The sequence below is a fragment of the Amycolatopsis kentuckyensis genome, from assembly GCF_002155975.1.
GTDB lineage: Bacteria > Actinomycetota > Actinomycetes > Mycobacteriales > Pseudonocardiaceae > Amycolatopsis > Amycolatopsis kentuckyensis.
Genome location: NZ_MUMI01000239.1, coordinates 1 through 25,854, shown reverse-complemented (window position 1 = coordinate 25,854; position 25,854 = coordinate 1). Strand labels below are relative to the sequence as shown.

The 25,854-nt window shown below is 71.6% G+C and carries 30 protein-coding genes; 20 read left to right on the top strand and 10 right to left on the bottom strand.

All coding sequences use genetic code 11. The features are described 5' to 3' along the window. Positions 1–951, top strand: a 951-nt coding sequence (locus CCN39_RS50220) for a hypothetical protein (RefSeq protein ID WP_086845291.1), incomplete at its 5' end; no start/stop codon positions are given. On the opposite strand, the gene CCN39_RS23295 is transcribed toward CCN39_RS50220, so the two are convergent. Next, the gene (locus CCN39_RS23295; RefSeq protein WP_086845290.1) at positions 952–2,748 is read right to left on the bottom strand and encodes an AMP-dependent synthetase/ligase; all 1,797 of its coding nucleotides are present in this window, start codon (positions 2,746–2,748) and stop codon (positions 952–954) included. 127 nt (positions 2,749–2,875) lie between these two features. Between CCN39_RS23295 and CCN39_RS23290 the strand changes: the two genes are divergently transcribed. The 7 genes from CCN39_RS23290 to CCN39_RS23260 all read left to right on the top strand — a co-directional run bounded on the left by CCN39_RS23290 (position 2,876) and on the right by CCN39_RS23260 (position 8,194). Then, a complete protein-coding gene (locus CCN39_RS23290) occupies positions 2,876–3,286 on the top strand; it encodes a polyketide cyclase / dehydrase and lipid transport (protein ID WP_086845288.1) in 411 nt (136 codons plus the stop codon). 10 nt (positions 3,287–3,296) lie between these two features. After that, the gene (locus CCN39_RS23285) at positions 3,297–4,091 is read left to right on the top strand and encodes a metallophosphoesterase family protein (protein ID WP_086845286.1); all 795 of its coding nucleotides are present in this window, start codon (positions 3,297–3,299) and stop codon (positions 4,089–4,091) included. Between the two features lie 27 nt (positions 4,092–4,118). Then, positions 4,119–4,553, top strand: coding sequence for an SRPBCC family protein (locus tag CCN39_RS23280; protein WP_013224321.1), 435 nt, complete (start codon positions 4,119–4,121; stop codon positions 4,551–4,553). Position 4,554: 1 nt separating this feature from the next. Further along, positions 4,555–5,688, top strand: coding sequence for an ArsA family ATPase (locus tag CCN39_RS23275; RefSeq protein ID WP_086845284.1), 1,134 nt, complete (start codon positions 4,555–4,557; stop codon positions 5,686–5,688). Beyond that, positions 5,685–6,128 carry a hypothetical protein gene (locus CCN39_RS23270; protein ID WP_086845282.1) on the top strand — a complete coding sequence of 148 codons (444 nt, stop codon included), beginning with the start codon at positions 5,685–5,687 and terminating at the stop codon, positions 6,126–6,128. The genes CCN39_RS23275 and CCN39_RS23270 overlap by 4 nt, the downstream gene beginning before the upstream one ends. Before the next feature lie 15 nt (positions 6,129–6,143). Then, positions 6,144–7,082 (top strand): ROK family protein, encoded by a 939-nt coding sequence (locus tag CCN39_RS23265; RefSeq protein ID WP_043783421.1) that lies wholly within the window; start codon positions 6,144–6,146, stop codon positions 7,080–7,082. Between the two features lie 269 nt (positions 7,083–7,351). Beyond that, positions 7,352–8,194 (top strand): NUDIX hydrolase, encoded by an 843-nt coding sequence (locus CCN39_RS23260; protein ID WP_086845280.1) that lies wholly within the window; start codon positions 7,352–7,354, stop codon positions 8,192–8,194. Here the strand turns inward: CCN39_RS23260 and CCN39_RS23255 are convergent. Genes CCN39_RS23255 through CCN39_RS23245 form a run of 3 tightly spaced genes read right to left on the bottom strand, consistent with a single transcriptional unit; the run spans position 8,191 to position 10,606 of the window. Beyond that, positions 8,191–9,330, bottom strand: coding sequence for a glutamate--cysteine ligase (locus tag CCN39_RS23255; protein WP_086845278.1), 1,140 nt, complete (start codon positions 9,328–9,330; stop codon positions 8,191–8,193). The two genes, CCN39_RS23260 and CCN39_RS23255, sit on opposite strands and share 4 nt — an antisense overlap. An 11-nt stretch (positions 9,331–9,341) precedes the next feature. After that, complete coding sequence (locus tag CCN39_RS23250) at positions 9,342–9,842, bottom strand: hypothetical protein (protein ID WP_086845277.1); 501 nt, start codon at positions 9,840–9,842, stop codon at positions 9,342–9,344. Beyond that, on the bottom strand, positions 9,839–10,606 hold the full coding sequence (locus tag CCN39_RS23245; RefSeq protein WP_086845275.1) for an alpha/beta hydrolase: 768 nt from the start codon (positions 10,604–10,606) through the stop codon (positions 9,839–9,841). Before CCN39_RS23245 ends, CCN39_RS23250 begins: the two co-directional genes overlap by 4 nt. A gap of 213 nt (positions 10,607–10,819) precedes the next feature. Between CCN39_RS23245 and CCN39_RS23240 the strand changes: the two genes are divergently transcribed. Together CCN39_RS23240 and CCN39_RS23235 are read left to right on the top strand one after the other, a co-directional pair. Next, a complete protein-coding gene (locus CCN39_RS23240) occupies positions 10,820–11,581 on the top strand; it encodes a lysophospholipid acyltransferase family protein (protein ID WP_086845273.1) in 762 nt (253 codons plus the stop codon). Positions 11,582–11,601: 20 nt separating this feature from the next. Continuing rightward, entirely contained in the window at positions 11,602–12,090 is a 489-nt protein-coding gene (locus CCN39_RS23235) for a polyadenylate-specific 3'-exoribonuclease AS (RefSeq protein WP_086845271.1), read from the top strand. A gap of 226 nt (positions 12,091–12,316) precedes the next feature. Here CCN39_RS23235 and CCN39_RS23230 read toward each other — a convergent pair whose 3' ends face one another. Beyond that, the gene (locus tag CCN39_RS23230; protein WP_086845269.1) at positions 12,317–13,399 is read right to left on the bottom strand and encodes a 3-deoxy-7-phosphoheptulonate synthase; all 1,083 of its coding nucleotides are present in this window, start codon (positions 13,397–13,399) and stop codon (positions 12,317–12,319) included. 271 nt (positions 13,400–13,670) lie between these two features. On the opposite strand from CCN39_RS23230, the gene CCN39_RS23225 reads away from it, so the two are divergent. Then, positions 13,671–14,696, top strand: a complete 1,026-nt coding sequence (locus CCN39_RS23225) for a 6-phosphofructokinase (RefSeq protein ID WP_086845267.1) — start codon at positions 13,671–13,673, stop codon at positions 14,694–14,696. Between the two features lie 52 nt (positions 14,697–14,748). Here CCN39_RS23225 and CCN39_RS23220 read toward each other — a convergent pair whose 3' ends face one another. The 4 genes from CCN39_RS23220 to CCN39_RS23205 all read right to left on the bottom strand — a co-directional run bounded on the left by CCN39_RS23220 (position 14,749) and on the right by CCN39_RS23205 (position 18,214). Then, on the bottom strand, positions 14,749–15,618 hold the full coding sequence (locus CCN39_RS23220) for a CU044_5270 family protein (protein ID WP_086845265.1): 870 nt from the start codon (positions 15,616–15,618) through the stop codon (positions 14,749–14,751). Then, on the bottom strand, positions 15,611–16,195 hold the full coding sequence (locus CCN39_RS23215) for an RNA polymerase sigma factor (RefSeq protein WP_086845263.1): 585 nt from the start codon (positions 16,193–16,195) through the stop codon (positions 15,611–15,613). Before CCN39_RS23215 ends, CCN39_RS23220 begins: the two co-directional genes overlap by 8 nt. Before the next feature lie 65 nt (positions 16,196–16,260). Next, positions 16,261–17,697 (bottom strand): aromatic amino acid ammonia-lyase, encoded by a 1,437-nt coding sequence (locus CCN39_RS23210; protein WP_086845261.1) that lies wholly within the window; start codon positions 17,695–17,697, stop codon positions 16,261–16,263. Between the two features lie 34 nt (positions 17,698–17,731). Further along, positions 17,732–18,214 carry a group II truncated hemoglobin gene (locus CCN39_RS23205; protein ID WP_143264121.1) on the bottom strand — a complete coding sequence of 161 codons (483 nt, stop codon included), beginning with the start codon at positions 18,212–18,214 and terminating at the stop codon, positions 17,732–17,734. Positions 18,215–18,281: 67 nt separating this feature from the next. On the opposite strand from CCN39_RS23205, the gene CCN39_RS23200 reads away from it, so the two are divergent. Further along, positions 18,282–18,632 carry a winged helix-turn-helix transcriptional regulator gene (locus CCN39_RS23200; protein ID WP_086845259.1) on the top strand — a complete coding sequence of 117 codons (351 nt, stop codon included), beginning with the start codon at positions 18,282–18,284 and terminating at the stop codon, positions 18,630–18,632. A gap of 18 nt (positions 18,633–18,650) precedes the next feature. On the opposite strand, the gene CCN39_RS23195 is transcribed toward CCN39_RS23200, so the two are convergent. Further along, positions 18,651–18,959 carry an ArsR/SmtB family transcription factor gene (locus tag CCN39_RS23195; RefSeq protein WP_208630328.1) on the bottom strand — a complete coding sequence of 103 codons (309 nt, stop codon included), beginning with the start codon at positions 18,957–18,959 and terminating at the stop codon, positions 18,651–18,653. A 156-nt stretch (positions 18,960–19,115) separates the two neighbouring features. Here CCN39_RS23195 and CCN39_RS23190 point away from each other — a divergent pair, with 156 nt between their 5' ends. The 8 genes from CCN39_RS23190 to CCN39_RS23155 form a co-directional block, all read left to right on the top strand. Further along, positions 19,116–20,330: a glycoside hydrolase family 18 protein gene (locus tag CCN39_RS23190; protein ID WP_086845255.1), complete on the top strand. Its 1,215-nt coding sequence runs from the start codon at positions 19,116–19,118 to the stop codon at positions 20,328–20,330. 53 nt (positions 20,331–20,383) lie between these two features. Then, positions 20,384–21,049 carry a DUF2461 domain-containing protein gene (locus tag CCN39_RS23185; protein WP_086845253.1) on the top strand — a complete coding sequence of 222 codons (666 nt, stop codon included), beginning with the start codon at positions 20,384–20,386 and terminating at the stop codon, positions 21,047–21,049. Between the two features lie 91 nt (positions 21,050–21,140). After that, positions 21,141–22,565, top strand: coding sequence for a pyruvate kinase (pyk, locus tag CCN39_RS23180; protein WP_086845295.1), 1,425 nt, complete (start codon positions 21,141–21,143; stop codon positions 22,563–22,565). 36 nt (positions 22,566–22,601) lie between these two features. Beyond that, positions 22,602–23,498: an acyl-CoA thioesterase II gene (tesB, locus tag CCN39_RS23175; RefSeq protein WP_086845251.1), complete on the top strand. Its 897-nt coding sequence runs from the start codon at positions 22,602–22,604 to the stop codon at positions 23,496–23,498. A gap of 349 nt (positions 23,499–23,847) precedes the next feature. Further along, positions 23,848–24,750: a helix-turn-helix domain-containing protein gene (locus CCN39_RS23170; protein ID WP_086845249.1), complete on the top strand. Its 903-nt coding sequence runs from the start codon at positions 23,848–23,850 to the stop codon at positions 24,748–24,750. Between the two features lie 13 nt (positions 24,751–24,763). Beyond that, on the top strand, positions 24,764–24,967 hold the full coding sequence (locus tag CCN39_RS23165) for a DUF397 domain-containing protein (RefSeq protein ID WP_086845246.1): 204 nt from the start codon (positions 24,764–24,766) through the stop codon (positions 24,965–24,967). 167 nt (positions 24,968–25,134) lie between these two features. Beyond that, positions 25,135–25,344 (top strand): hypothetical protein, encoded by a 210-nt coding sequence (locus CCN39_RS23160; protein ID WP_086845244.1) that lies wholly within the window; start codon positions 25,135–25,137, stop codon positions 25,342–25,344. A gap of 62 nt (positions 25,345–25,406) precedes the next feature. Further along, a partial coding sequence (locus tag CCN39_RS23155) for an ATP-binding protein (protein WP_143264120.1) occupies positions 25,407–25,854 on the top strand: 448 nt, incomplete at its 3' end.

Below are 25,854 nucleotides of genomic sequence, written 5' to 3'. Positions count from 1 at the left end.
CTCGCGGCGCGCCGCGAGAGCCGAGCCGCGTCCAGGCTGACGTACGAAAACTACGCGAACCCCCTCGCCGTCAGCGCCGCGGATCTCTTCTACCGGATGCGGGAGATCTTCGACTCCGGCGGGAGCGGCTTCTTCCTGTCGGGCGAAGTCCACGTCACGACGTTCGAGCGCTACAAGGTGCTCAGCACGCTGTACCGCATGGCGAGCCTGCTCGCCTGGATCCGGGCCCTGCGCCGCGAGCTGCTGCTCCTGCAGCCCAAGGTTTCCCGCAGGAAGAAACTCGAAGCGGCGCTGAACGCCTTCAGCGAGGCATTGGCCGAAGGCGGGCACATCGAGGCGACCCGCCTGAGCGGCCTGGCCGAGGTCTGGGGAATCGGCCTGAGCTCGAGCGAATCCTCCCGGCGGGCGGGTATTCAGGTGGACCACGAGCTGAAGAAGGCGCTGCACGCCGGAACCGTCGCGAAGTTCGACGACCTCGACGAGGCCGCGCAGCTCGATGCCCTCGAACGGATCCACGCGGTGGTGGCCGGTGCCGATGCGCCGGACGGAGCCGACCTCGCCGGCAGCCGAGCGCGGGTCGCCGGCCTCCTCTCCGTCCGGGAAGCCTGGATCTACCGCGACTGGCAGGCCGCGATCGGCGACGTCCTGCTGCGCGAGACGTCGTCCGGCCCGCGCAGGTTCCAGGTGATCGGCTACCGGGACTTCGAGACCCTGGTGGAGGAGGGCGAAGAAGCCGACCGCCGGTGGCTGCGACGGCTCTACACCGTCATCGACGACGTCGACGTCCACGCCGACCGCACTTCGGATGCCCGGATCGGGCAGCTCCACGCGGTGTACGTCGCGACCGCCGGAATCATCGAGGCGCTCAGCGCGGCCGGCGGAAGGAGGTCGCCGATCAGCGGCGACCTCCTCGCCTGCGCCAGGTCCGTGGTGCGGGAGCCGGCCGGGTGACTACTTCTTGTACAGGCCTTCGATGTCGTTGGCGTAGTTCTTCGAAACCACGTTCCGCTTCAGCTTCAGGCTCGGCGTGATCTCCCCGCCGGCCTCGGTGAAGTCGTTCGCCAGCACCGTGAACTTCTTGATCGCCTCGGCCTTGGACACCGACTTGTTCGCCTCGTCCACCGCGGCCTGGATCTCCGCGAGGAGGTCCGGGTCCGTGGCGAGCTCCGCGACCGTGGCCGAAGAAGACTTGCCGTGCTGGGACTTCCACGACGGGAAGTACTCCTCGTCCACCGTCACCAGGGCCGCGATGAACGGGCGCTGGTCGCCGACCACCATCGCCTGGCTGACCAGCGGGGACGCCTTGATCGTGTCCTCGAGGCCGGACGGGGCGACGTTCTTGCCGCCCGCCGTCACGATGATCTCCTTCTTGCGGCCGGTGATCTTCAGGAACCCGTCCGCGTCGAGCTCGCCGATGTCGCCGGTGTGGAACCAGCCGTCCGTCAACGCCTCGGCAGTCGCCTGGGGGTTGTTGTAGTACGCCCGGAACACGACGTCGCCCTTGAGCAGCACTTCGCCGTCGTCGGCGATGCGGACCGAGGTGCCGTTGACCGGCTTGCCGACCGTGCCCACGCGGAACGCCGTCTGCGTGTTGACGTTCGCCGCCGCCGATGTCTCGGTCAGGCCGTAGCCCTCGAACACCGGGACGCCGATGCCGCGGAAGAAGTGCGCCAGCCGGGCGCCGAGCGGGGCGCCGCCGGAGACCGCCGCGACGCAGCGGCCGCCGAGGGCCGCGCGCAGCTTGCCGTAGACCAGCTTGTCGAACGCCAGGTGCTTGAGCTTCAGGCCGAGCCCGGCGCCGCCCTTGTCCTGGGCCTCGCTGAAGGCGACGGCGGTCGCCTCGGCGGCGTCGAAGATCTTGCCCTTGCCTTCGCTGTGGGCCTTCTGCTTCGCCGAGTTGTAGACCTTCTCGAACACGCGCGGCACGGCGACGACGAACGTCGGCCGGAAGGTGCCCAGGTCGGCGACCAGGTTCTTGACGTCCGGGGTGTGCCCGAGGGTGACGCGGGCGCTCAGCGCGGTGACGGCGATCGCGCGGGCCAGCACGTGCGCCAGCGGCAGGAAGCACAGCAGCGAGTTGCCCTGCTCCATCAGCTGCGGGAACGCCTCGATGTCGGCGCGGATCTCGGCCAGCAGGTTCCGGTGGGTCAGCTCGACGCCCTTGGGGCGGCCGGTGGTGCCCGAGGTGTAGACGATCGTGGCGAGCTCGTCCGCCTTCACCTCGCGGCGCCGGTCGTGCAGCTCGTCGTCCGACAGCGACGCGCCCAGCGCGGCCAGCTCCTCGACGGCGGGGGAGTCACCCTCGATCTGCCACGTGCTGGCCAGGTCGGTGAGCCGGTCCCGGACCTCGTCGACCGCCGCGGCGTGGGCGTTCGTCTCGACGAACACGCCCTTCGCGGCCGAGTCGGAGAGGATCCAGTGCACCTGCTCGGGGGAGGACGTGTCGTAGATCGGGACGGTGACCGCGCCGGCCGCCCAGATCGCGAAGTCGATCAGCGTCCACTCGTAGCGGGTCTTCGACATGATCGCGACCCGGTCGCCGCGGCCGATCCCGGCCTTGGCCATGCCCTTGGCCACGGCCAGCACCTCGGCCGCGAACTCCTTGGCGGTCACGTCCAGCCAGCTGCCCTCGACCTGGCGGCGGAAGCTCACCACGTCGGAGAACCGCTCGGCGTTCGCCCAGACGACGTCGGACATGTTTTCGTCGTCGGCCACCGGCTTGCCGGCGGGAGCGCTGTATTCGCGCACGTGGACCTCCGTGTTCAACGCGTGCGGCAGGTGACACCGCTGTTACCCGCCAGTCAACTTAGCGTGGTGAGCACCTTAAGACCATGCTGATCGACCCCGCGAGGCGAGGGCGTGACATTCTTCGCACGTGAACGCGCCTCCCTCACTCGACATCGTCGACGAGACGTTCCTCGCCGTTCCGCCCGCCACCGTGGCCGCGGTCTTCGCCGAGCCGGCCTCCTGGCGGCGCTACTGGCCCGACCTGGTCCTCGAGGTCTACACCGACCGGGGGGACAAGGGGCTGCGCTGGACCGTGACGGGTGCGCTCGTCGGTACGATGGAGGTCTGGCTCGAGCCGGTGCTCGACGGCACTCTGCTGCACTACTTCCTGCGGGCGACGCCCGCCGACGCGGCCGGGGCGCCCCGGGAACTGGCGCCACGTGACCTGCGGCGGGAGTTCGACCGGCGGGCCCGCGCGGCGAAGGCGATCGCGCTCGGGCTGAAGGAGATCCTGGAGGACGGGCGCGAGCCCGGCGTCCCTCCGCGCGGCGAGAGCTAGGGGTGCAGGGGTGCGGGTACACGTCGTCTCGGACGTGCACGGCAACGCGGACGCGTTGAAGCGGGCGGGCGACGGGGCGGACGCCCTGGTCGTGCTCGGCGACCTGATCGACTTCGTCGACTACCACGACCACGAGAAGGGCATCATGGGTGCTCTGTTCGGCGCGGAGAAGGTGGCCGGGTTCGCCCGCCTGCGCCGCGAGGGCACCCGTGACGAAACCGTTGCCTACTCGCGGGAGCTCTGGGCGAGCCTCGACGACCCGGCGAGCGCCGTCGACGAAGCCATCCGCGCCCAGTACGCGACGCTGTTCGCGGCGATGACCGCGCCCACCTACGCCACCCCCGGCAACGTCGACACCCCGGCGCTGTGGCCGGAGTTCACCGGCGAGGGCGTGCAGGTGCTCGACGGCGAGGTGGCCGAGATCGGCGGCCTGCGGTTCGGGTTCGTCGGCGGCGCGCTGCTGCCCGACGGCGTCGTCCCGCGGCCCCGCAAGGGCGCCGCCTGGCGTCCCTACCTGCGGGATCGCGCGGACTACGACGGGAGCGTGGCGGCCCTGACCGCGGTGGACGTCCTCTGCACGCACGGCCCGCCGGCCCTGCCGGAGCTGACCTACGACGTCGTCGCGCGCCGCAGCGAGATCGGCTCGACGGCGCTGCTGGAGCTGATCCGGGCGCAGCGGCCGCGCTGGTCGGTGTTCGGGCACGTGCACCAGCCCCTGGCGGCCCGCGCCCGGGTCGGCCTGACCGAATGCCGTAACGTGGGTCACTTCAAGGAGACCGGGCAGCCCTACGTGCTGCGCTGGTGACCAACCGCGGCGGCTACGCTTCGACCCATGGCCGAGCAGTCCACACAGTCCATCGAGGTCGACGCCGAGCCCAGCCGGGTGATGGCCGTGATCGCCGACTTCCCCGCGTACCCGGAATGGGCCAAGGCCGTCCGGCAGACCGAGGTCCTCGACACCGACGCCGAAGGCCGGGCCAAGCAGGTCAAGCTGACCTTGGACGCGGGCCCGATCAAGGACGTCTACACCCTCGAGTACGACTGGGACGAAGACGGCCTGGGCGTCAGCTGGCACCTGGTCAAGGGCCAGATGCAGAAGGCCCAGAACGGCCGCTACGCGCTGGCCGACCTCGGCGGCCGGACGCGGGTCACCTACACGCTGTCGGTCGAGCTGGCGCTCCCGATGATCGGCCTGCTGCGCCGCAAGGCCGAGAAGATGGTCATGGACACCGCGCTGAAGGAGCTCAAGAAGCGGGCCGAGGGCTAGCGTGCGGATCCTGCTGTGCACCGGCAAGGGGGGTGTCGGGAAGACCACGCTGGCCGCGGCCACCGGCGCCGCCCTCGCCGCCCGCGGCAGGAAGACCCTCGTCGTGTCCACGGACCCGGCGCACTCGCTGGGTGACGCCTTCGGGCACCCGCTGGGCGCCGAACCGTCCGAAGTGGACGCTCTCCTCTCCGCTGTGCAGGTCGATTCGCGCACCCTGGTGGACGCCACCTGGGAGGGACTGCGCGGCGAGCTGCGTGCGGTGCTGGCCGGCGCGGGGCTCGACGCGTTGGACGCCGAAGAGCTGACCGTGCTGCCCGGCGTCGACGAGCTGCTCGCCCTCACCGAAGTCCGCCGGCTGGCGGAGGACGGGCCGTGGGAGGCCGTCGTCGTCGACTGCGGCCCGACGGCCGAGACGCTGCGGCTGCTGGCCCTGCCCGAAGCCGTTTCCGGCTACCTGACCCGCGTGTTCGGGCCGCGCGGCCGCGTCACGGACTCGGTGCGCCGCCTCGGCGCCCACCTCGACGGCCTGCGCGCCCTGCTCACCGACCCGGCGGTGACGACCGTCCGGCTGGTCCTGACGCCGGAGCGGGTGGTCGTCGCCGAGGCGCGGCGCACGCTCAGCTCCCTGGCCCTGCGCGGCATCGCCGTCGACGGCCTGATCGCCAACCGGCTGATGCCCGCGCCCGGCTTCTGGCGCGGCGGCGCCGCGTCCTGGCTGCGCACGCGGCGGACGCAGCAGGACGCCGTGCTCGCCGAGCTCGCCGCGGCCGGGATCGCGCCGGTCGCCCGGGTCGAGCACCGCGCCGTCGAGCCGGTCGGGCTGCCCGCGTTGCTGGAGATCGCCGCCGAGCTCTACCGAGGCGAAGATCCCCTCGTGGGCAACGGCGCGCCCGTCACCCCGCTGCTGCGCGTGCGGCCCGCCACCGGCGGGTACACCCTGCGCGTCGCGATCCCGCTCGCGCGGGACGCCGAGGTCGACCTCGCCCGCGTCGACGACGACCTGGCGATCACCGTGGACGGCTTCCGCAGGCTCATCGCCCTGCCGGAGCCGCTGCGGCCGTGCCGGATCACCGGCGCGGAATCCGACGCCGACGGCCTGGTCGTGCACCTGGCCGGGAACCGGGGACGCGGGTGAGCGAAGAGGAACACGGGCCGCGCCTGGCGGAGGAGATCCGCCTGCTCGCCGAGATGGTCGCGGAGAAGGCGGCGCCGTGGCTCGAAGGCGTGCTCGCGGCCGGCCACGGCACCTTCTTTTCGGGGGTGCCGGGTGGCGAAGCCCCCGGTGGTTACCGCCCCCCTGACGAGGGGAAACCGGACGGTTCGGCGTGCGGCTGGTGCCCGCTCTGTGCGATCGTCGCGGTGGTGCGGGGAGAACGGCCCGAGCTGGTCGCGCGGCTGGCCGAGCAGCTCGCGCAGCTGGTCGCCCTGCTGCGTGCGGTGCTCGCGGACCGCTGGGAGCCTCAAGAGGGCGTGCACATGCCCGGGTTCCGGCCCGCACCGCGGCCCGCGGACCCGCGGACCTCGCCGCGGGTGCAGCGCATCGCCGTCCGCCGGCGCGACGAGTGGGAGAGCTGAGTGCGGACGATAGGGGTGGACGTCGGCGGGACGAGCATCCGGGCCGGCGTGGTGGACGAACGCGGCTCCCTGCTCGACACGGCCAGGGTCGCGACGCCGACCGAGGAAGGCGCCCTCGAGGACGCCATCGCGGGCGTGGTCGAGGACCTGCGCAACCGCCACGACGTGGCCGGGGTCGGGCTGGCCGTGGCCGGCTTCGTGGCCCGCGACCGCCGTTCGGTGATGTTCGCCCCGCACCTGGCGTGGCGCGGCGCCCCGGTGGCGGACCGGATCGAAAAGCGCGTCGGCCTGCCGGTGCTGCTGGAGCACGACGTCAATTCGGCGATCGTGGGCGAGCACCGCTTCGGCGCGGCCCGCGGCGCCCAGGTGGCGGCCCTGGTCGCCCTGGGCACGGGCATCGGCGCGGGGTTGTTGCTGGACGGCAAGCTGTACCGGGGCGCGTACGGCGTGGCCCCGGAGCTGGGCCACCTGACGGTGGTCCGCGGCGGCCGGCCGTGCCCCTGCGGCAAGTACGGCTGCTGGGAGCGGTACTGCAGCGGAACGGCCCTGGCGGCGACGGCGGTGGAGCTGCTCGCGCGGCACCCGGGCCGTTCGACGGTCCTCGCCCCCCAGGTCGCGGGCGACCCGGGCTCGGTGACGGGCCGCCGGGTCGCGGGAGCGGCCCGCGACGGCGACCCGATCGCCCAGCTGGCGATGGCGGAGCTGGCCAAGTGGCTCGGCGAGGGCCTGGCGCTGGTGGCGGACGTGTTCGACCCGGAGATCATCGTGATCGGGGGCGGGGTGTCGGAGTCGGCACCGCTGTTCCTGGACGAGGCCCGCGAGCACTACGCGGGGGCGATCACGGGGGCGCGGCACCGGCCGTTGGCCCGCATCAGAACCGCCCACCTCGGCGACGACACGGCGATCGTCGGCGCGGCGGCGTTGGCCCTGGAAGCGGCGAAGACCCCGGTCTGATTTCGCGATCGGTTGTGGATGGCGCGCGGTGCGGTCTTCTCCGCCACCCCGAAGCCCGATTGTGACTACGGCCGGCGGCACCGCGTCAAGGCGGGAAAGCGTGCCTTGACCCGGTGCCGCCGGCCGTGTTCTGGCTTCGGATCGGGGTTGCGGGGGGTGTGGGTCCCATTCGTGTTCCGGTTCGTCTGCTGCCGTGGCCTTTCCCGCGAACTGGACCCCGGGAGCGGGCTCCGACCTTCGCTGGCGGGATCTTGTGACACGCTGGACGTGTGAGTCACCTGTCCGCGAGCGTCTTCGTCCGCTGCTCCTGCGGGCACCTGCACTGGGGCCGCTACGGTGCCGCCGGGCTGCTGCTCGTCGATCCCGCCCGGGGTGTCCTGCTGCAGCGCCGGGCCTGGTGGGTGCACCACGGCCGTACCTGGGCCTTGCCCGGCGGGGCCATCGAAGCCGGCGAAACCGCCAGGATCGCCGCCGCCCGGGAAGCCTTCGAGGAGACCTCTGTCCCCGCCGAGGCCTTTCGCGCGGTCTCCGCCTCCGTTGTCGATCACGGCGACTGGAGCTACACCACCGTGCTCGCCCTCGCCGACGGCGCCGAAGCGCGCGTCGCCAACACCGAAAGTGCGGAGGTGCGCTGGGTGGATCCCGACGACGTCCCCGGTTACCCCCTCCACCGCGACTTCGCCGCCGCTTGGCCGGACCTGCGCGACCGCGTCGGCCGCGAACTCGTCCTGGTCGTCGACGCCGCCAACGTCGTCGGCTCACGGCCGGACGGCTGGTGGCGCGATCGGCACGGCGCCGCCGAGCGGCTCCGCGACCAGCTCGCCAAGCTCGCCGAAGCCGGTGTGCCCGACCCGGACGACCGCACCGTGACCTGGTGGCCGCGGATCGTCCTGGTCGTCGAAGGCCAGGCCAAGCACGTCACCGGGACGACCGGTGTCGAGGTCGTCGCGGCCGACACCGACGGCGACTCGAAGATCGTCGAGGTCGTCGCGCAGCAGCACGCCAGGGTCCTGGTCGCGACCGCCGACCGGGAGCTGAAGCGGCGCGTCGAAGCCCTCGGCGCGTCGATCCTCGGCCCCGGCACGCTCCGCCGGCAGCTCGACGAGCTCTAAGCCCGCGCGATCCCGTCGCGCATTTCGGCGACCAGTGACGCCATCACGGCCTTGAGGCTGCCCTTGTGCTGCTCGGCGACCGCGCGCTGCCGCCGGTAGCTCGGCCCGTACCGCAGGATCGTCTCGACGTCGCGCAGCTCGGCCACGCAGTCCAGCCGCCGCGCCACCGGCTCCAGCCGGTCCAGCAGGTCGGCCACGTCGTCGGTGACCAGCCGTTCGCGCCCGGCCGCGTCCAGGATGACGATCGCGTCCGTGCCGTAGCGGGCCGCGCGCCACTTGTTCTCCTGGACGTGCCACGGCGGCAGCGTCGGCAGGATCTCGCCGTCTTCCAGGCGCTCGACGAAGTCGTCGACCAGGCACTGCGTCAGCGCCGCGATCGCGCCGACCTCCTCCAGCGTCGGCAGGCCGTCGCAGACGCGCATCTCGATCGTGCCGAGCTTCGGCGACGGCCGGATGTCCCAGCGGATCTCCGAGAAGTGGTCGATCACGCCGGTGGTGAACATGTCCTCGACGTAGCTCTCCAGCTCCGCCCACTTCCGGAACTGGAACGGCAGCCCGGCCGTCGGCAGCTGCTGGAACATCAGCGCCCGGTTCGACGCGTACCCGGTGTCCTCGGCGCCCCAGTACGGCGACGACGCCGACAGCGCCTGCAGGTGCGGCGCGTAGTTGAGCAGCGCGTCGAGGACCGGCAGCACCTTCTCGCGGTGGTCGACCCCGACGTGGATGTGGACGCCGTAGATCAGCATCTGCCGTCCCCACCACTGGGTCCGGTCGATCAGCTTGGCGTAGCGCTCCTTGTCGGTGACCTTCTGCTGGTACCAGTTCGAGAACGGGTGCGTGCCCGCCGAGAACATCTCGACCCCGAGCGGGTCGGCGACGCCGTGCACGACGTCGAGCGAGTCGGCCAGGTCGGCCTTGATCTCGGCGATCGTGTCGCAGACGCCGGTGATGATCTCGATCGTGTTGAGCAGCAGCTCCTGCTTGATCTTCGGGTGCTCGGCCTGCCCGTCCGGCCGGACGGCATCGAGGATCAGTTCCGCGACCGACGAGAGCTCGCCGCTGCGGCGGTCCACCAGGCCGAGCTCCCATTCCGCGCCGACGGTCGATCGCCGCGAAGGACTGAACTCGATGTGCATCGCCGACGGTGTCAGACTTGGGCGCCGTTGCTGGGGTCCGCGCCGGGCGGCGGCCCCTGGCGCACGCGGAGCAGCAGCAGCGCGATCGCCGTCGCGAGCGCGAGGATGCCCAGCGGCGTCGCCACCGTCGGGCCGACGCCGATCACGCCGGGCAGGATCAGCAGGAACAGCCCGGCCAGGAACAGCAGCAGGATGAGGAACGCGCCCAGCTTCGGCCGGGGCAGCGGCGGCGGCTCCGGCGGGACGTAGTGCTCGTCGTCGTCCGCCGGGTCGTCGGAGAACATCGTGGTGTCCCACGACGTGCCTCCGGACCGCCAGCCGGGCTCCGGCGGGCTCTCCGCGGCGGGCGGGTCGGCGGGCCGCTCGGGCGTCTTGCGCGACTCGGTCCCGGCGGCTCCGGCGGTCTCCGAGGTGTCTTCTTCGGGGAGCCCGAACCCGCCGGCGCGCAGGTCGGCGACGATCTCGGCGAACGTCGCGTCGACGTCCTCCGGCCCGTCCTTCCCCCGGCTCATGCGGTCTCCTCGGGCTGGGCGGCGTGCGCCTTCGCGAACTCGACGCTGCGGGTGAAGATCACTTCGGCGTCGTTGTCCTGGGTCGCCACGTGGTAACTGTTCTCCAGCACGACCTCGGTGACGTCGGTGCTCGAGACGCCCTTGAGCACCAGCTGCGAGTTCACCGGCTCGACGACGTGGTCGACCGACGAGTGCAGCAGCAGCACCGGCTGCGTGACCTTGGCCAGGTCGGCGCGCACGACCGCCCACAGCTTCGCCAGGCTCGCCGCCGCGCGCACCGGCGTGCGCGGGTAGGCCAGCTCCGTCTCGCCCGGCTTCTTGATGTCGTTCGCGATCGCCGGCACCGACGGCACGATCCGGCCCAGCACCGGCAGCAGCCGCGTGTCCCACTTCAGCCGCGTCACCGACGGGTTGACCAGGACGATCCCGGCGATCCGGTCACCGAACTCCTCGGCCAGGCGCAGGGTCAGCGTGCCGCCCATGGAGAGGCCGCCGACGAACACGGTCTTGCAGGTCGCGAGCAGCGCGAGGAGGGCCTCGCGGACGGCGCCGTACCAGTCTTCCCACGTCGTGCGGTTGAGGTCGGGCCAGCGGGTGCCGTGGCCCGGCAGCAGCGGGCAGCGCACCGTGAACCCGGCCTCGGCCAGGTGGTCACCCCAGGCCCGCATGCTCGCCGGGGTACCGGTGAACCCGTGGCAGAGCAGGAACCCGGTATCGGCCGAACCGGTGTGGCCGAACGGTTCCGCGCCGGCGAGCACGCCCATGCGATCGCCTTCCGTGTGAGCGGTGCAGTCCGTCCATGCTCTCACGCCCGGCGGACCTTGTGGGGCTCCGCCCGGGCCCTGAATTCGCTGTGAGATCGATCGCTGCCGGAGTGGTATCCGGGTGGTCCGCGTTGTGCGGCGGCCACCCGGGTTCGTAGGCTGTTCGTCTCGGGTGAACAGGGGCTGCGGCTGCGATGGAGGACTGAGGCACCGGTGCTGTACTGGCTCATGAAGTGGGTGTTCCTCGGTCCGCTGCTCAAGACGCTCTGGCCGACCAAGGTCGTCGGCGCGGAGAACATCCCCGAGACGGGTGGCGCGATCCTGGCCGGCAACCACCTGGCGGTCGCGGACTCGTTCTTCATGCCGCTGCGGGTCAAGCGCAAGGTGACCTTCCCGGCCAAGTCCGAGTACTTCACCGAGCCCGGCTTCAAGGGCACGCTCAAGAAGTGGTTCTTCACCGGCGTCGGCCAGTTCCCGATCGACCGGTCCGGCGGCAACGCCGCCCAGGCCGCCCTCGACACGGCGACCCGCCTGGTCCGCGAGGGGCACCTGCTGGGCATCTACCCGGAGGGCACCCGCTCCCCGGACGGCCGCCTGTACAAGGGCAAGACGGGCGTGGCCCGGATCGCCCTGGAGTCCGGCGGCGTGGTGGTCCCGGTGGCGATGATCGGCACCGACAAGGTCAACCCGATCGGCTCGAAGATGTGGTGGCCGCGGCGGCTCGAGGTCCGCTTCGGCAAGCCGCTGGACTTCTCCAGGTACGAGGGGCTCGCGGGGGACCGCTTCATCGAGCGGTCGATCACGGACGAGATCATGTACGCCCTGATGGAACTGTCGGGCCAGGAGTACGTCGACATCTACGCGGCGAAGGCCAAGGAACTGCTGGCGGCGGAGGCGGCCGGCGTCAAGCCCGCGGTCCCGGCCCAGCCGTCCGCCCGCGACGCGGCCCGGGTGCCGGATTCCAAGGTCGGCTGAGGCCCCACTACTGTTCACCAGTGCGTTTTTTCTACGACACCGAGTTCATCGAAGACGGCGTGACGATCGATTTGGTGTCGATCGGGGTGGTGGACGAGCGGGGCCGCGAGTTCTACGCGGTCTCGACGGAGTTCGACCCTTCGAAGGCGGGGCCATGGGTCCGCGACAACGTCCTGGACAAGCTGCCCTCACCGGCCGACCGGGCGTGGCGGAGCAGGGAGAAGATCCGGACCGACCTGCTGGAGTTCTTCGGCAAGCCGCCGGGCGGGATCGAGCTGTGGGCCTGGTTCGCGGCGTACGACCACGTGGCGCTGGCCCAGCTGTGGGGCCCGATGCCGGCCCTGCCCCGGCAGCTGCCCCGGTTCACGCGCGACCTGCGCCAGCGCTGGGAGGACGCGGGCAAGCCGAAGCTCCCGGCAGCGCCGACCGACCAGCACGACGCCCTGGCGGACGCGAAGCACAACCTGGCCCGCTGGGACGTCATCGAGAGCTACTTCCCGCGCCGCTGACAGCCTGACTTTCGCACCCACCCAGACCACCCCGATCCGAAGCCGGAACACGGACGGTGGTGCCGGGTCAAGGCGCGCTTTCCCGCCTTGACGCGGTACTACCGGCCGTAGTCACAATCCGGCTTCGGGGTGGCGGGCACCGCGCGGGCGCGGCATCCGAGGGCACCGAAACTGTCGGGGGTCCCCGGTAACGTAAAAACCGGGGGACCCCCAGGCCGGGGACCTCTCAGCGGCGCGCCCGCACCGCCGAGGCGAGCTCGTCCAGCAGCGGCGCGGTGTCGTCCCAAGCCAGGCAGGCGTCCGTGATCGACTGCCCGTAAGTCAGCTCCGACGCGTGCCCCAGCGAAAGCTCCTGCCGCCCACCCGCCAGGAAGCTCTCCATCATCAGCCCGGAAATCCCGCGCTCGCCCGCCGCGATCCGGGCAGCCAGCTCGGACACCACCACGCCCTGCCGGACGTGGTCCTTGCCGCTGTTCCCGTGCGAAGCGTCGATGATGACCCGCTCCGGCAGGCCCGCCTTCGCCAGCCGGGCCAGCGTGTCCGAAACGGAACCGGCGTCGTAGTTCGGCCCGCCGTTGTGGCCGCGCAGGATCACGTGGCAGTCCGGGTTGCCCGAGGTCGTCAGGAGCGCCGCGAGACCGTCCGTGTTGATGCCCGGGAACACGTGGCTCGCCGCCGCCGCGCGGGTGGCGTCGATCGCCACCTGGACGTCGCCCTCGGTCGAGTTCTTGATGCCCACCGGCATCGACAGCGCGCTGCACAGCTGGCGGTGGACCTGGCTGGCCGCCGTGCGGGCGCCGATCGAGCCCCACGTCACGATGTCCGCGATGAACTGCGGCGTGATCGGGTCGAGGAACTCGCACCCCACCGGCAGGCCGAGCTCGGACACGTCGAGCAGCAGCTTGCGGGCCATCCGCAGGCCCTTGTTGACGGCGAACGTGCCGTCGAGGTCCGGGTCGTTGATCAGGCCCTTCCAGCCCAGCGTCGTGCGCGGCTTCTCGAAGTACACGCGCATCACGATGTGCAGTTCGCCGCGCAGCTCCTCGGCCTTCGCGGCCAGCCGGCGGGCGTAGTCGAGGGCCGCTTCGGGGTCGTGGACCGAGCACGGGCCGACGACCACGAGGAGCCGGTCGTCGCGGCCTTCCAGGATGTCGACCGTTTCGGCGCGGCCGTGCCGCACCACCTTCGCGACGGCGGCGTCGACCGGATGATCTTCGCGCAGCAGCGCGGGCGAAATGAGCGGACTGATCGACGTGGTGCGCGCGGCGTCGAGGTCACCGATGGTGGCCGGTCCGGCGGAGAGCGTCATGGCGGGGGTGTTCCTTCCTGGTGGACACCGACCCGCGGGGGACTCGCCGAGCCGGTTGGGAAATCCGGCTCGGGGTGGGAGTCAGCGCAGGTTCACGCCGCCGTGCCCACCCGGGGCCGGCTTCGTAAACCAGAAATAGCGCTGCACGGGGTCAACCTAGCACAGCCCGATCCGGCAGGTGGTACGGCCTGCACCGATCAAGACGAGAGCCGCTACGCTGGCGTCTGACGAAATGTGACTGTCATCTCCCGAGAACAGACGGAGGCTACTCATGCGTGTCGGTGTGCTGACCGGCGGCGGCGACTGCCCGGGGCTCAACGCGGTGATCCGCGCGGTGGTGCGCAAGGGCATCGAGGTGCACGGCTGGGACTTCGTGGGCTTCCGCAACGGCTGGAACGGCCCGCTGACCGGCGACAGCCGCCCGCTGGGCCTGAACGACGTCGAGGACATCCTCACCCGCGGCGGCACCATCCTGCGGTCCTCGCGCACGAACCCGTACAAGGTCGAGGGCGGCGTCGACAAGATCAAGCAGGTCCTCGCCGACCAGGGCGTCGACGCGCTGATCGCGATCGGCGGCGAGGACACCCTCGGCGTCGCGAAGCGGCTGACCGACGACGGCGTCGGCGTCGTGGGTGTACCCAAGACGATCGACAACGACCTGGGCGCCACCGACTACACCTTCGGCTTCGACACCGCGGTCTCCATCGCGACCGAGGCGATCGACCGGCTGCACACCACGGCCGAGTCGCACCACCGCGCGCTCGTGGTCGAGGTCATGGGCCGGCACGCCGGCTGGATCGCGCTGCACTCCGGCCTGGCCGGCGGCGCGAGCGTGATCCTGGTGCCGGAGCGGCACTTCAACGTCGACCAGGTCGTCTCCTGGGTCGAGCGCCGCTTCGAGAAGGAGTTCGCGCCGATCATCGTCGTCGCCGAGGGCGCGCTGCCCGAGGGCGGCGAGGAGAAGCTGCTCACCGGCGAGAAGGACGCCTTCGGGCACGTCCGCCTCGGCGGCATCGGCACCTGGCTGGCCGACGAGATCGCCCACCGCACCGGCAAGGAGTCCCGCGCGGTGGTCCTCGGCCACGTCCAGCGCGGCGGCACCCCGACGGCCTACGACCGCGTCCTGGCCACCCGCTTCGGCCTCAACGCGGTCGACGCGGTCGCGGACGGCGACTTCGGCGTGATGGTCGCCCTCAAGGGCACGGACATCGTCCGCGTGAAGCTGTCCGAGGCGACGGCCGAGCTGAAGACGGTCCCGGTCGAGCGCTACCAGGAAGCCGAAGTCTTCTTCGGCTGAGTTCCCCGTCGAAGGGCCGCTCCGGGGTTTCCCGGGGCGGCCCTTCGCACGTTCAGGGCCGCTGGCGCACCTCGTCGACGATGCCCTGGCGCACGACCACACCGGTCGTCCCGGAGCCGAGGTAGGCGAAGGTCACCGGGTCGAACAGGAACTCGTCCTGGTTGCCGATCCCGTACCCGGTCGTGCTGGTCCAGGTGATGCCGACGACGGCCCGGCCGGTGGCGTCCTTCGCGTCGGTGCGGGCGACCAGGCCCGGCACCTTGGCCACGGCCTCGTAGAGCGCGGCCCTGGCCGCCGGGCTCAGGTAGCCCCCCGCCAGGTCGACGACCTCGGCGCCGAGGTCGTGCCGGGTGTCGCCCTCGCCGTAGGTGCTCTTGTGCAGGTAGGCGAGCATGGCGTCGGCGTCCGTGGGCAGGTCCGCAGGGACGGCGGGGTGCGGCACGCACCGGTTCGTCACCGTCCGCCCGTGGCTCTCGTGCTGCACGCGCTTCCCGTCGCGGCAGCCCGCCACCTCGGCTTCGTGGCCGTACAGGAACGCCAGCCCGTCGTGGGTGCCGTCCACCGACGCCCACGTTTCGTTCTCCCGGCCGTCCGCGAGCCGCGTCCTGGTGTAGACGAACTGGTCCGGCCGCGGGGTGACGTCCGGCAGGGCGCGGGCCTTCGCGGCCGCGGCGTGCAGGATCCGCACCGGTTCGGGCCCGGGATTCGGCGGAACCGCGGTGTCGGCCGGGGTGAGGACGACGACAGCGGCGGCGGCCGCGGCGAGCCCGGCCGCCGTGAGCCCGCCCCGGAACACCCGCCGGTGCCGGGGGCGAGCCGAGGCCGTGGCGGCGAGCAGCTCGGCCCGCTTCCGGGCCAGGTCGCCGGGCGCCGGGAGCCCGGCCGGTCCGGCGAAGTCGCGCAGCAGCTGCATGTCATCCATGGTTCGAGACCTCCTCGGCTGGCGCGTGCCCCAGTTCCGCGCGGACTTTCCTGCGGGCCCGGTTCAGGCGCGACCGGACGGTGCCGACCGGGATCCCCAGCGCCGTCGCGACCTCCTCGTAGGCCAGTCCTTCCCAGGCGATCAGCAGCAGGACGTCGCGGTCCCGCCGGGCCAGTCCGGCCAGCGCCGCGGCGAGCCGTCCGGTCATCGCCTGGGCCGTCACCCGCTCGGCGACGCGGTCCGCGTGGCCGTCCTGCTCGGCCGGCGGGCCGAGTGCGGCGCGCAGCCGGTACTCGCGGGCCTCTTCGCGACGGCGCTGGCCGACGAGGTTGGTGGCGATGCCGTAGAGCCACGGCCGCGCGCTCGGGAAGGCCGGGTCGTAGCGGCCGCGCCCGCCGAACGCGATCAGGAACGTCTCGCCCATCAGGTCGTCGGCGGCCTGGCCGCCGAGCCGCCGGGCGAGGTAGCGATGGATGTGCGGGGCGTGGCGGTCGAAGACCACCGCGAACCGCTCGGGGTGCTCCAGCGACGCGGTGATGACGTCCGCGTCGTCCCCGGCTTCACCTGGTGAACTCATGAACCGCCTGCCTGTCGTGAGGCCATCTCCCCGGTTGTTGGCAGCAGGGGCGGATCGAGTTCACGCTAGATGCGGGCCAGCACGTCCAGGACGCCGACGGCGGCGGCGATGTCGTCGGTGAGCGGCCGGTCGTCGAGACCGGGATCCAGTACTGCCGACGCCGCTTCGAACGCGTCCCGCACCGGCAGCTCCACCAGATCGGCCTCCCGCATCCGCAGCGCCCGGACCGCCGCCACCAGCTCGCACGCCAGTACCTGCTGGTAGGCCGAACACGCCGCGGTGGCCGCGCGGGCCGCCTGGGTCGAGAAGCTCGCGTGGTCCTCGATGCCGCGTGACACCACCGCCGTGCCGAGGGTCGCCGGGAGCGCTGCCTGCCGCAGCTCGGTCAGCGCGTCGTGCGCCACGTACTCCAGGATCATCACGCCCGAGCTGCCCGGCGGTCCCGCCGCCAGGAACGGCCGCAGCCCGGTGAACTCCGGCTCCACCAGGTCGCCGAGCCGCGCCACCGACAGCTCCGCCACCTGGTGCACGGTCGCCCGGGCCTGGTCCAGCGCCGTCGACACGTACGCCGTGTGGAAGTGCGCGTGGTGGTAGGCGTCGTTGTGCACCGTCGAGATCATCGGGTTCTCCGTGCTCGCGTTGATCTCGACGGCGAGGACGTCCCGCAGGTAGTGGATCGCGTCCAGCGCCGGGCCCTGGACCTGCGGGAACGCCCGCAGCCCGAACGGGTCCTGGATCCGGCGTCCCGGCTTCGGCGTCTGGTGCATGCCCAGCAGCCGCCGCATCTCGGCCGCGCAGGCGACCTGCCCCGCGTGCGGACGCGCTTCGTGCACCGGCGTCGCGTACGCCTCGGGGTTGCCGTCGAGGGCGACGTACGTCAGCGCCGCGACGGCGTGGCTCGCGCGGGTCAGCGTGTCCAGCCGCATCGCGGAAAGGGTCGCTTCGGCGAGCGTTGCGGCGTTGCTGCTCATGAACGCCAGCGCGTCGCCCGCCCGCACCGGCACGGGCGGCACGTGTCCGGTGACCCACGGCCGTTCGCCGGTGAGCGCCAGTGCCGCCTCGGCCAGCGGGGCCAGGTCGCCGGTGCCGATCGCGCCGAGCCGGTGCACCAGCGGCCGGGCGCCGGTGCGGACCGCTTCGGCCAGCGCGCCGATCAGCTCGGGGCTGATCCCGGACCGGCCCGCGAGGAGCTGGTTGAGCCGGATCAGCAGCATCGCCCGGACCTGGCCGGGCGGCAGCTCGTCCCCGCTGCCGCCCGCGTGGCTGCGCAGCAGCCGCAGGCCGTGCTCCACGGAGCTCTCGACCGGGTCGTCCTTGTTGGCCCCGACGCCGGTGGTCCGGCCGTAGACCACGCGGCGCGTGCTCAGCTCTTCGGCGAGTTTCCACGCGTGCTCGGCCGCGCGCAGCGCGGCGATCGAGACGTCGATGCCCAACGGGCCCTCGGTGCGCGCCGCGGCCACCACGTCCGCGCACCGCAGGGTCCGGCCGTCCACCCGGATCAAGGCAGCCTCCTTCCGACTGCCCCTCACTATGCGGCTAGGGCGACGGCGGCTGCCAGGGCGGTACCGGCCAGTCCCACCGCGGGACGGGTTCGTGCAGGTTCGGCTCGGCGCCGGGCGCGGAGAAGATCACGGCCAGCCGGCTGCCCCACTCGAGGTAGCCGGCGAACGCGGCCCGGAACTCCGGGTCGCCGGGCAGGCCGGCCTCGTCGGCCGCGTCGAGCAGCAGGGTCACCCACCGGCGGCGCTGCGCCTCGGTGATCCCGCGGCCGAGGTGGCGGCCGATCATGTGGGCGTGCCCGCCGTGGCTCGCGGAGTACTCGGCCGGCCCGCCGAACACCTCGCCCAGCCAGCCGGCGACGTGCTCGGCGTGGTGCGGGTCCATGTGCCGGAAGACCGGTTCGAGCAGCGGATCTTCGAGGACGTGGCCGTAGAAGATCGTCAGCAGCTTCACGAGGGCCTCGTGGCCGCCCGCCCAGTCGTAGAGGGTCGGGGGCGGCGGGGTTTCTGGCACGATCACCGGATCAGGCAACCAGGGGCGGCCCGGCCGGGCAACCACGTACTTTCCGGTGCGTAGGGAGAGCGGGATGAAGCGGTACCAGTGCGCGACGGAACTGGCGGTCGACCTGATCGGCGGCAAGTGGAAGCCGGTGATCCTGGCCCACCTCAAGGAAGGCGCCCACCGCTACGGCGAGCTGCGGCGCCGGATGCCGGGGGTGAGCGAGAAGATGCTGACCCAGCAGCTGCGCGAGCTCGCGGCGGACGGCGTCGTCCGCCGCGAGGAGTTCGACGGCCGGGTCCCGCACGTCGAGTACCACCTCACGGAGGTGGGGGAGGAGCTGCGCCCGGCGCTGACGGCGTTGTACGAGTGGGGCGAGCGCCGCGCGGCCGAGCGGGGCATCGCCTTCGAGCCGGCGCCGGGCTCCGCTCGGCCCTGACCCGTCCGGAGGGCGCGGTCAGGCGGGGTCGGTCTCGTCCAGGCGGTGTTCGAGGGCGTCCAGCCGGTCCGACCAGAACCGGCGGTAGGGCGCCAGCCAGGCGTCGACCTCGGCCAGGGGTTCCGGGCGCAGCGCGTAGCACCGCCGCTGCGCCGCGACCCGGACCGTCACCAGCCCGGCTTCGCGCAGCACGCGCAGGTGCTTGGACACCGCCGGCTGGCTCAGCGCCAGCTCGTCGACCAGCTCGCCGACCGAGCGTTCGCCGTCGCGCAGCAGGTCGAGGATGGTCCGGCGCCGGGGCTCGGCGAGGACGTCGAAAGTCTGCATCACCCCTGAAATGTGCTCCGCCGCGCATATTCCTGTCAAGGAATGTGGACCTTGCATGGTCTGAACCATTGACCTAGTGGTCTAGTCCACTTACGGTAAGTGTGGTCCTCACCACTCCGGCACCATGGCCGTGAGTAATTCCCGGAGGGAGAACACATGTCCCGTTTCCGCAGGAAGAGCTTCTCGGCGCTGCTGGCCGTGGCGGCCGCCGCCGGCCTCGTCGCGGGTGGCGCGACGGCTCCGGTGGCCGCCGCCGCGACCGATGCCTCGGTCGGCAAGGTGGTCGGTTACTTCACCGAATGGGGTGTCTACGACCGCAACTACCACGTCAAGAACATCGAGACGTCGGGCTCGGCGAGCAAGCTGACCCACATCAACTACGCGTTCGGCAACGTGACGAACGGCGGCTGCGCGATCGGCGACGCCTACGCCGACTACCAGAAGACCTACGACGCCGCGGGCAGCGTCGACGGCGTCGCCGACACCTGGGACCAGCCCCTCGCCGGCAGCTTCAACCAGCTCAAGAAGCTCAAGGCCAAGCACCCCGGCCTGAAGGTCCTCTGGTCCTTCGGCGGCTGGACCTGGTCGGGCGGCTTCGGGCAGGCCGCGCAGAACCCCACGGCGTTCGCGAACTCCTGCTACAACCTGGTCAACGACCCGCGCTGGGCCGGCGTCTTCGACGGCATCGACATCGACTGGGAGTACCCCAACGCCTGCGGCCTCTCCTGCGACACCAGCGGTGCGGCGGCGTTCAAGAACCTGCTCCAGGCCCTGCGGGCGAAGTTCGGCTCGAAGCTGGTCACCGCGGCGATCACCGCCGACGGCACCGGCGGCGGCAAGATCGACGCGGCCGATTACGGCGGCGCCGCGCAGTACGTCAACTGGTACAACGTGATGACCTACGACTACTTCGGCGCCTGGGCCGCGCAGGGCCCGACGGCTCCGCACTCGCCGCTGACGTCGTACGCGGGCATCCCGACCGCCGGGTTCCACTCCGACGCGGCCATCCAGAAGCTCAAGAGCAAGGGTGTCCCGTCGAGCAAGCTGTTGCTGGGCATCGGGTTCTACGGCCGCGGCTGGACCGGCGTCACGCAGAGCGCCCCCGGCGGCACGGCGACCGGCCCGGCGCCCGGCAAGTACGAGCAGGGCATCGAGGACTACAAGGTGCTCAAGACGTCCTGCCCGTCGACCGGCACGGTCGCCGGCACCGCGTACGCCAAGTGCGGCAGCAACTGGTGGAGCTACGACACCCCGGCGACCATCGCCGGCAAGATCTCCTACGCCAAGACCCAGGGCCTGGGCGGCGCGATGTTCTGGGAGCTCTCGGGTGACACCACGAACGGCGAGCTGATCACCGCCGTCGCGAAGTGACCTCTCGGGGGCACCGGCGGAACTCGTCGGTGCCCCCGTTTACTGTCGTCCGCGTGAAGTTCAGCGGATTCGGCGAGTACGCCGTCGACTTCTTCGACGGCCTCGTGGAGGACAACTCCAAGCCCTACTGGGACGACCACGTCGAGACCTACAAGTCCGACGTCCGGGCCCCGATGGAGGCGCTGCTGGCCGAGCTGGCCCCCGAGTTCGGGGACGGCTTCGGCGAGCCCAAGGTGTTCCGGCCCTACCGGGACGTCCGCTTCGCCAAGGACAAGACGCCGTACAAGACCCACTGCGGCGGGGTGATCGAGCAGGGCCGCGGCGGCGGCGCCTACTACGTCGAGGTCGGGCCGGACGGCCTGCGCGTCGGCGGCGGGTGCTTCCACCTGGCGTCCGACCAGATCGCCCGGTTCCGCAAGGCGGTCGACACGGACCTGCACGGCGAAGCGCTGCGGAAGATCCTCGCCAAGCTGGAGCGCGCCGGCTGGGAGGTCAAGGGCGACCGCCTGAAGTCGAAGCCGCGCGGGTTCGCCGAGGACCACCCGCGCCTCGACCTGCTGCGCTACCGCTCGGTGTATGCCGTGCGCGGCTGGGAGCCCGACGACGTCCTGCACGAGCGAGGCGCCTTCGACCGCGTCCGGAAGGCCTGGCGGCAGCTCCGGGAGTTCAACGAGTGGGCCCGTGACCGCGTCGGGCCCAGTGAACAACCGCGTCGCTAGCGTGATCTGACCAGGCAGGCTTCTGAACACTTTCTTGAACATTCGGGATCGGTACAGACGTACGAGCGAAGAGGGTCTACGCTATGTGGACGTGAGCCGACGCGCGAAGATCGTTTGTACCCTGGGCCCAGCCACCGCGACCCCGGAGAAGATGCGGGCCCTGGTGGATGCCGGCATGGACGTGGCCAGAATGAACTTCAGCCACGGCAGCCACAGCGACCACAAGCAGGTCTACGACCTGATCCGGGCCGCCGCCGCCGAGAGCGGGCGGGCGGTCGGCATCCTCGCCGACCTGCAGGGCCCGAAGATCCGCCTGGGCACGTTCGCCGGCGGGCCGGTCGAGTGGCACAACGGCGACGTCGTCCGGATCACCGTCGAGGACGTCGCCGGCACCCACGACCGCGTCTCGACCACCTACAAGGGCCTGGCGAAGGACGCCAAGCCCGGCGACCGGCTGCTCGTCGACGACGGCAAGGTCGGCCTGGTGGTCAAGGGCGTCGAGGGCCCGGACGTCGTCTGCGAGGTCACCGAGGGCGGCCCGGTCAGCAACAACAAGGGCGTCTCGCTGCCCGGCATGGACGTCTCCGTGCCCGCGCTGTCCGACAAGGACATCGAGGACCTCGAGTTCGCGCTCGAGCTGGGCGTCGACTTCATCGCCCTGTCCTTCGTCCGCTCGCCGGCCGACATCGACCTGGTCCACCAGGTGATGGACCGGGTCGGCAAGGGCCGGCTGCCGGTCGTGGCCAAGATCGAGAAGCCCGAAGCCGTCTACAACCTCGAAGCCATCGTGCTGGCCTTCGACGCGGTGATGGTCGCCCGCGGCGACCTCGGCGTCGAGCTGCCGCTGGAGCAGGTCCCGCTGGTGCAGAAGCGCGCCATCCAAATCTGCCGCGAGAACGCGAAGCCGGTCATCGTCGCGACGCAGATGCTCGAGTCGATGATCAACAACTCCCGGCCGACCCGCGCCGAGGCCTCCGACGTCGCGAACGCGGTGCTCGACGGCGCCGACGCGCTGATGCTGTCCGGCGAGACCTCGGTCGGCCGGTACGCGATCGAGGTCGTCGAGACGATGGGCCGGATCATCGAGGCGGTCGAGACCGACTCGCCGGTCGTCCCGCCGCTGACGCACGTCCCGCGCACCAAGCGCGGCGTCATCTCCTACGCCGCCCGCGACATCGGCGAGCGGCTCAACGCGAAGGCCCTGGTCGCGTTCACGCAGTCCGGTGACACCGTCCGCCGCCTCGCGCGGCTGCACACCCGGCTGCCGCTGCTGGCGTTCACGCCGGAGGAGAGCGTCCGCAGCCAGCTCTCGATGACCTGGGGCACGACGACCCGGATCGTGCCGTTCGTGGACTCGACCGACCAGATGATCCAGCAGGTCGACCACGCGATGCTGGAGATGGGCAAGTACCAGAAGGGCGACCTGGTCGTCATCGTGGCCGGCTCCCCGCCGGGCACCGTCGGGTCGACCAACCTGATCCGCGTGCACCGGCTCGGTGAAGACGACCACGCTTGAGAGACCGACCGCTCAGTATGCACGTAAGGTCCTGGCATGACTGAAATGGCCAGGACGGCCGCCACCGAACTGGAGCTCCCCGGTGGCGGCCAGCCGGTGCTCGACCGCCTGATCGCGCTGCTCGACCTCGAGAAGATCGAAGAGAACATCTTCCGCGGCGTCTCGCCCGCCCACTCGCCGGTGCGGGTGTTCGGCGGGCAGGTCGCCGGCCAGGCGCTGGTCGCGGCCGGGCGCACGGTTCCCGAGGAACGCCGGGTGCACTCGCTGCACGCGTACTTCATCCGCGGCGGCGACCCCAGCGTGCCGATCGTCTACGAGGTCGACCGGATCCGGGACGGCCGGTCGTTCACCACCCGCCGGGTCGTGGCGATCCAGCACGGCAAGGCGATCTTCTCGCTCTCGGCGTCGTTCCAGAAGGACGAACCGGGCATCGAGCACTCCGAGGACATGCCGGAGGGCATCCCGGCGCCGGAGACGCTGCCGACGCTGATGGAGCGGGCCGAGGGCTACGCGATCGGCGCGCACGCCCGGCCGCGGCCGATCGACCTGCGGTACGTCAACGAGCCGCCGTGGGTCACCCGCGAGACCGGCGAGCTGCCCGCGCGCAACCAGGTGTGGATGCGCGCCGACGGCAAACTGCCCGACCAGCAGCTGCTGCACGTCTGCGTGCTGACCTACGCCTCGGACATGACGCTGCTGGACTCGGTGCTCGCCCGCCACGGCGTCTACTGGGACACCGACAAGGTGCTCGGCGCCAGCCTCGACCACGCGCTGTGGTTCCACCGGCCGTTCCGCGCGGACGAGTGGTTCCTCTACGACAGCGCCTCGCCGACGGCGTCCGGCGCCCGCGGCCTGGCCACCGGCCGGTTCTTCGCCCAGGACGGCACGCTGATCGCGACGGTCGTCCAAGAAGGACTCCTGCGCGTGCTGTGAAGTTCGCCGGGAAATCACCCTCACGGGCGACTAATAGCTCGAATATTCGTCGCCGGAAAAGGGCATTCGGCCCGGGTGAGGGGCCCGGGACCGATCGGGGGACGGCCCCGGACCCCTCCGTCCGATGATCACGCGGCACTTCGCGCGGTCATCGTCTACCCTGCTCAGAGGCCAGTCGAAGCCACGGCTGGCCGACTGTCAGGCGCCCGAAGCAGTGCAGGGTGCGAGGATACAAGAGCATTCTGCAAATTGCAGATCCGGCGCCGGAATCGACTCGATGTTAATGCTCCACCGACTCCGCGCCCGGATGGTTGGATACAGGTAGCACTCGACATCCGGAGGTGCCGCGATGGCAAGGGGACAGAGCCCCACGGTTCGCCGCCGGAGGCTGGCGGGGGAGCTGCGCCGGCTCCGCGAGGCCGCCGACCTCACCATCGACGAGGTGGGCGAGAAGCTCGAGTGTTCGGCGTCGAAGATCAGCCGCATCGAGACCGGCCACGTCGGCGTCACCCCGCGTGACGCCCGCGACATGCTCGCCCTCTACGGCATCACCGGCGACGAGCAGGAAGCGCTCGTCCAGCTGGCCAGGGAGGCCCGCAAGCGCGGCTGGTGGCACGCGTACAACGAGGTGTTCACCGGCACCTTCGTCGGGCTCGAAGCCGACGCCAGCTCCCTGCGCGCGTTCCAGGCGCTGCTGGTACCCGGGCTGCTGCAGACCGAGCGGTACGCCCGCGCGGTGATCCGCGCGCTGCGGCCGGACGCCGAGGACGCCGAGATCCGCCGCCGCGTCGCCGCCCGGATGGCCCGGCAGGAACTGCTGTCCGACACCCCGCCGCCGGAGTACTGGGCGGTGATGGACGAGGCCGTGCTCCGCCGCGTGGTCGACAGCCCCGAAGTGATGGCCGAGCAGCTCTACCGGATGGTCGCCGTCGCCGAGAAGCCGAACGTGACCGTCCAGGTCGTGCCGTTCGGGGCCGGCGCGCACCCCGGCATGGAAGGTCCCTTCCTCATCATGGGCTTCCCCGAGCAGGCCGACCCGGACGTCGTCTACGTCGACGACAGCACGTCCAGCGGCCTCTACCTGGAGGAACCCACAGACGTGCGGCGCTACGGGCTGATGTTCGACCATCTGCGCGCCGCCGCACTGAAACCGGACGACTCGGTGGACCTGATCGCCGAGGCGGCCGGACGGTTCGCCGAACAGGCGGCCGTACCGGGTCCGGTGCACCATCCGGAACCGAGGACACAGTAAGGGAGTGGGGACCATGGAAGCAGAACTCTCCGGGGCGCGGTGGCGCAAGAGCAGCCACAGCGGCGGCGGCAACGACTGCGTCGAGGTCGCGTTCGTCGACGGTGGGGCCGCGCTGCGCGACTCGAAGGACCCCGAAGGGGGTGCGTTCCGCCTGCCCGCGTCGGGTTGGCGGGGGCTGCTGGCCGCGGTGCGGACCGGCGGCCCGGCGCACGACTGAGTCACTCAGGAACGAGGCGCTCCGAGAAGACCCCTTACCCCCGCCGAGCTGGGCTCGGCCGGGAGTAAGGGGTCTTCTTGCGTCGAGAGCTGCGTGATCACCCGATGCCCGGGGTGTGCCCTCAGGACGAACCTGAGTGCTACCAACCGGAGAGACAGGGGAACACGATGCACAGCGATCTCATGCTCGACGCGGTCCGAGCCGAAGCGGCCTACCGGGCCGAGGAACTGCGGAAGGCCGGGCGCAGCGCCTGGGCCGTCCGCGCTCGCAGCGCCGTCCGCCACCTGCGGGCCGCGCACGCCGACGTCGAGGTACCGAAGCAGGAGCGCCGTGAGGCCGCGCGGGAGACCGCCGGCGCCGGCAAGACCGCCCGGTAAGGGGCGGCGAGATGGTGTCGAAGGCGATAAGCGGTCGGAAACTGTCGGTGCGGTAGGTCAGAATGCTCCTCGTGCCCCGACTCGGCTCCGGAATCCCGCTCGTCGCCCGTACCCACGAGATGCGGCGGCTCCGCGCCGCCTTCGCCAGGGCAGAACGTGGCGAAGCCGGCGCGGTGCTGCTCTCGGGGGACGCCGGGGTCGGCAAGACCCGGCTGCTGACCGCGCTCGGCGAGCACGTCGGAGGCTGCGGTGCGCTGGTGCTCACCGGCCGCTGCATCGACGTCCGCGAAGGCGGTCTTCCTTATCTTCCGTTCGCCGAGGCGCTCGCCCCCCTCGGCGCGGCGACGGACGCGGTGCTCGCGGCCGCGGTGCGGGCCCGGCCCGCGCTCGGGCGGCTGCTGCCGCAGGGGCAGGGGCTGGAGGAACCGCGGACGGCCGAACACCCGCCGATGACCTCCAACGACCGGGAAACCATGGTGCGTCCCCGGCCGGAGCAGGATCTCGGTCAGC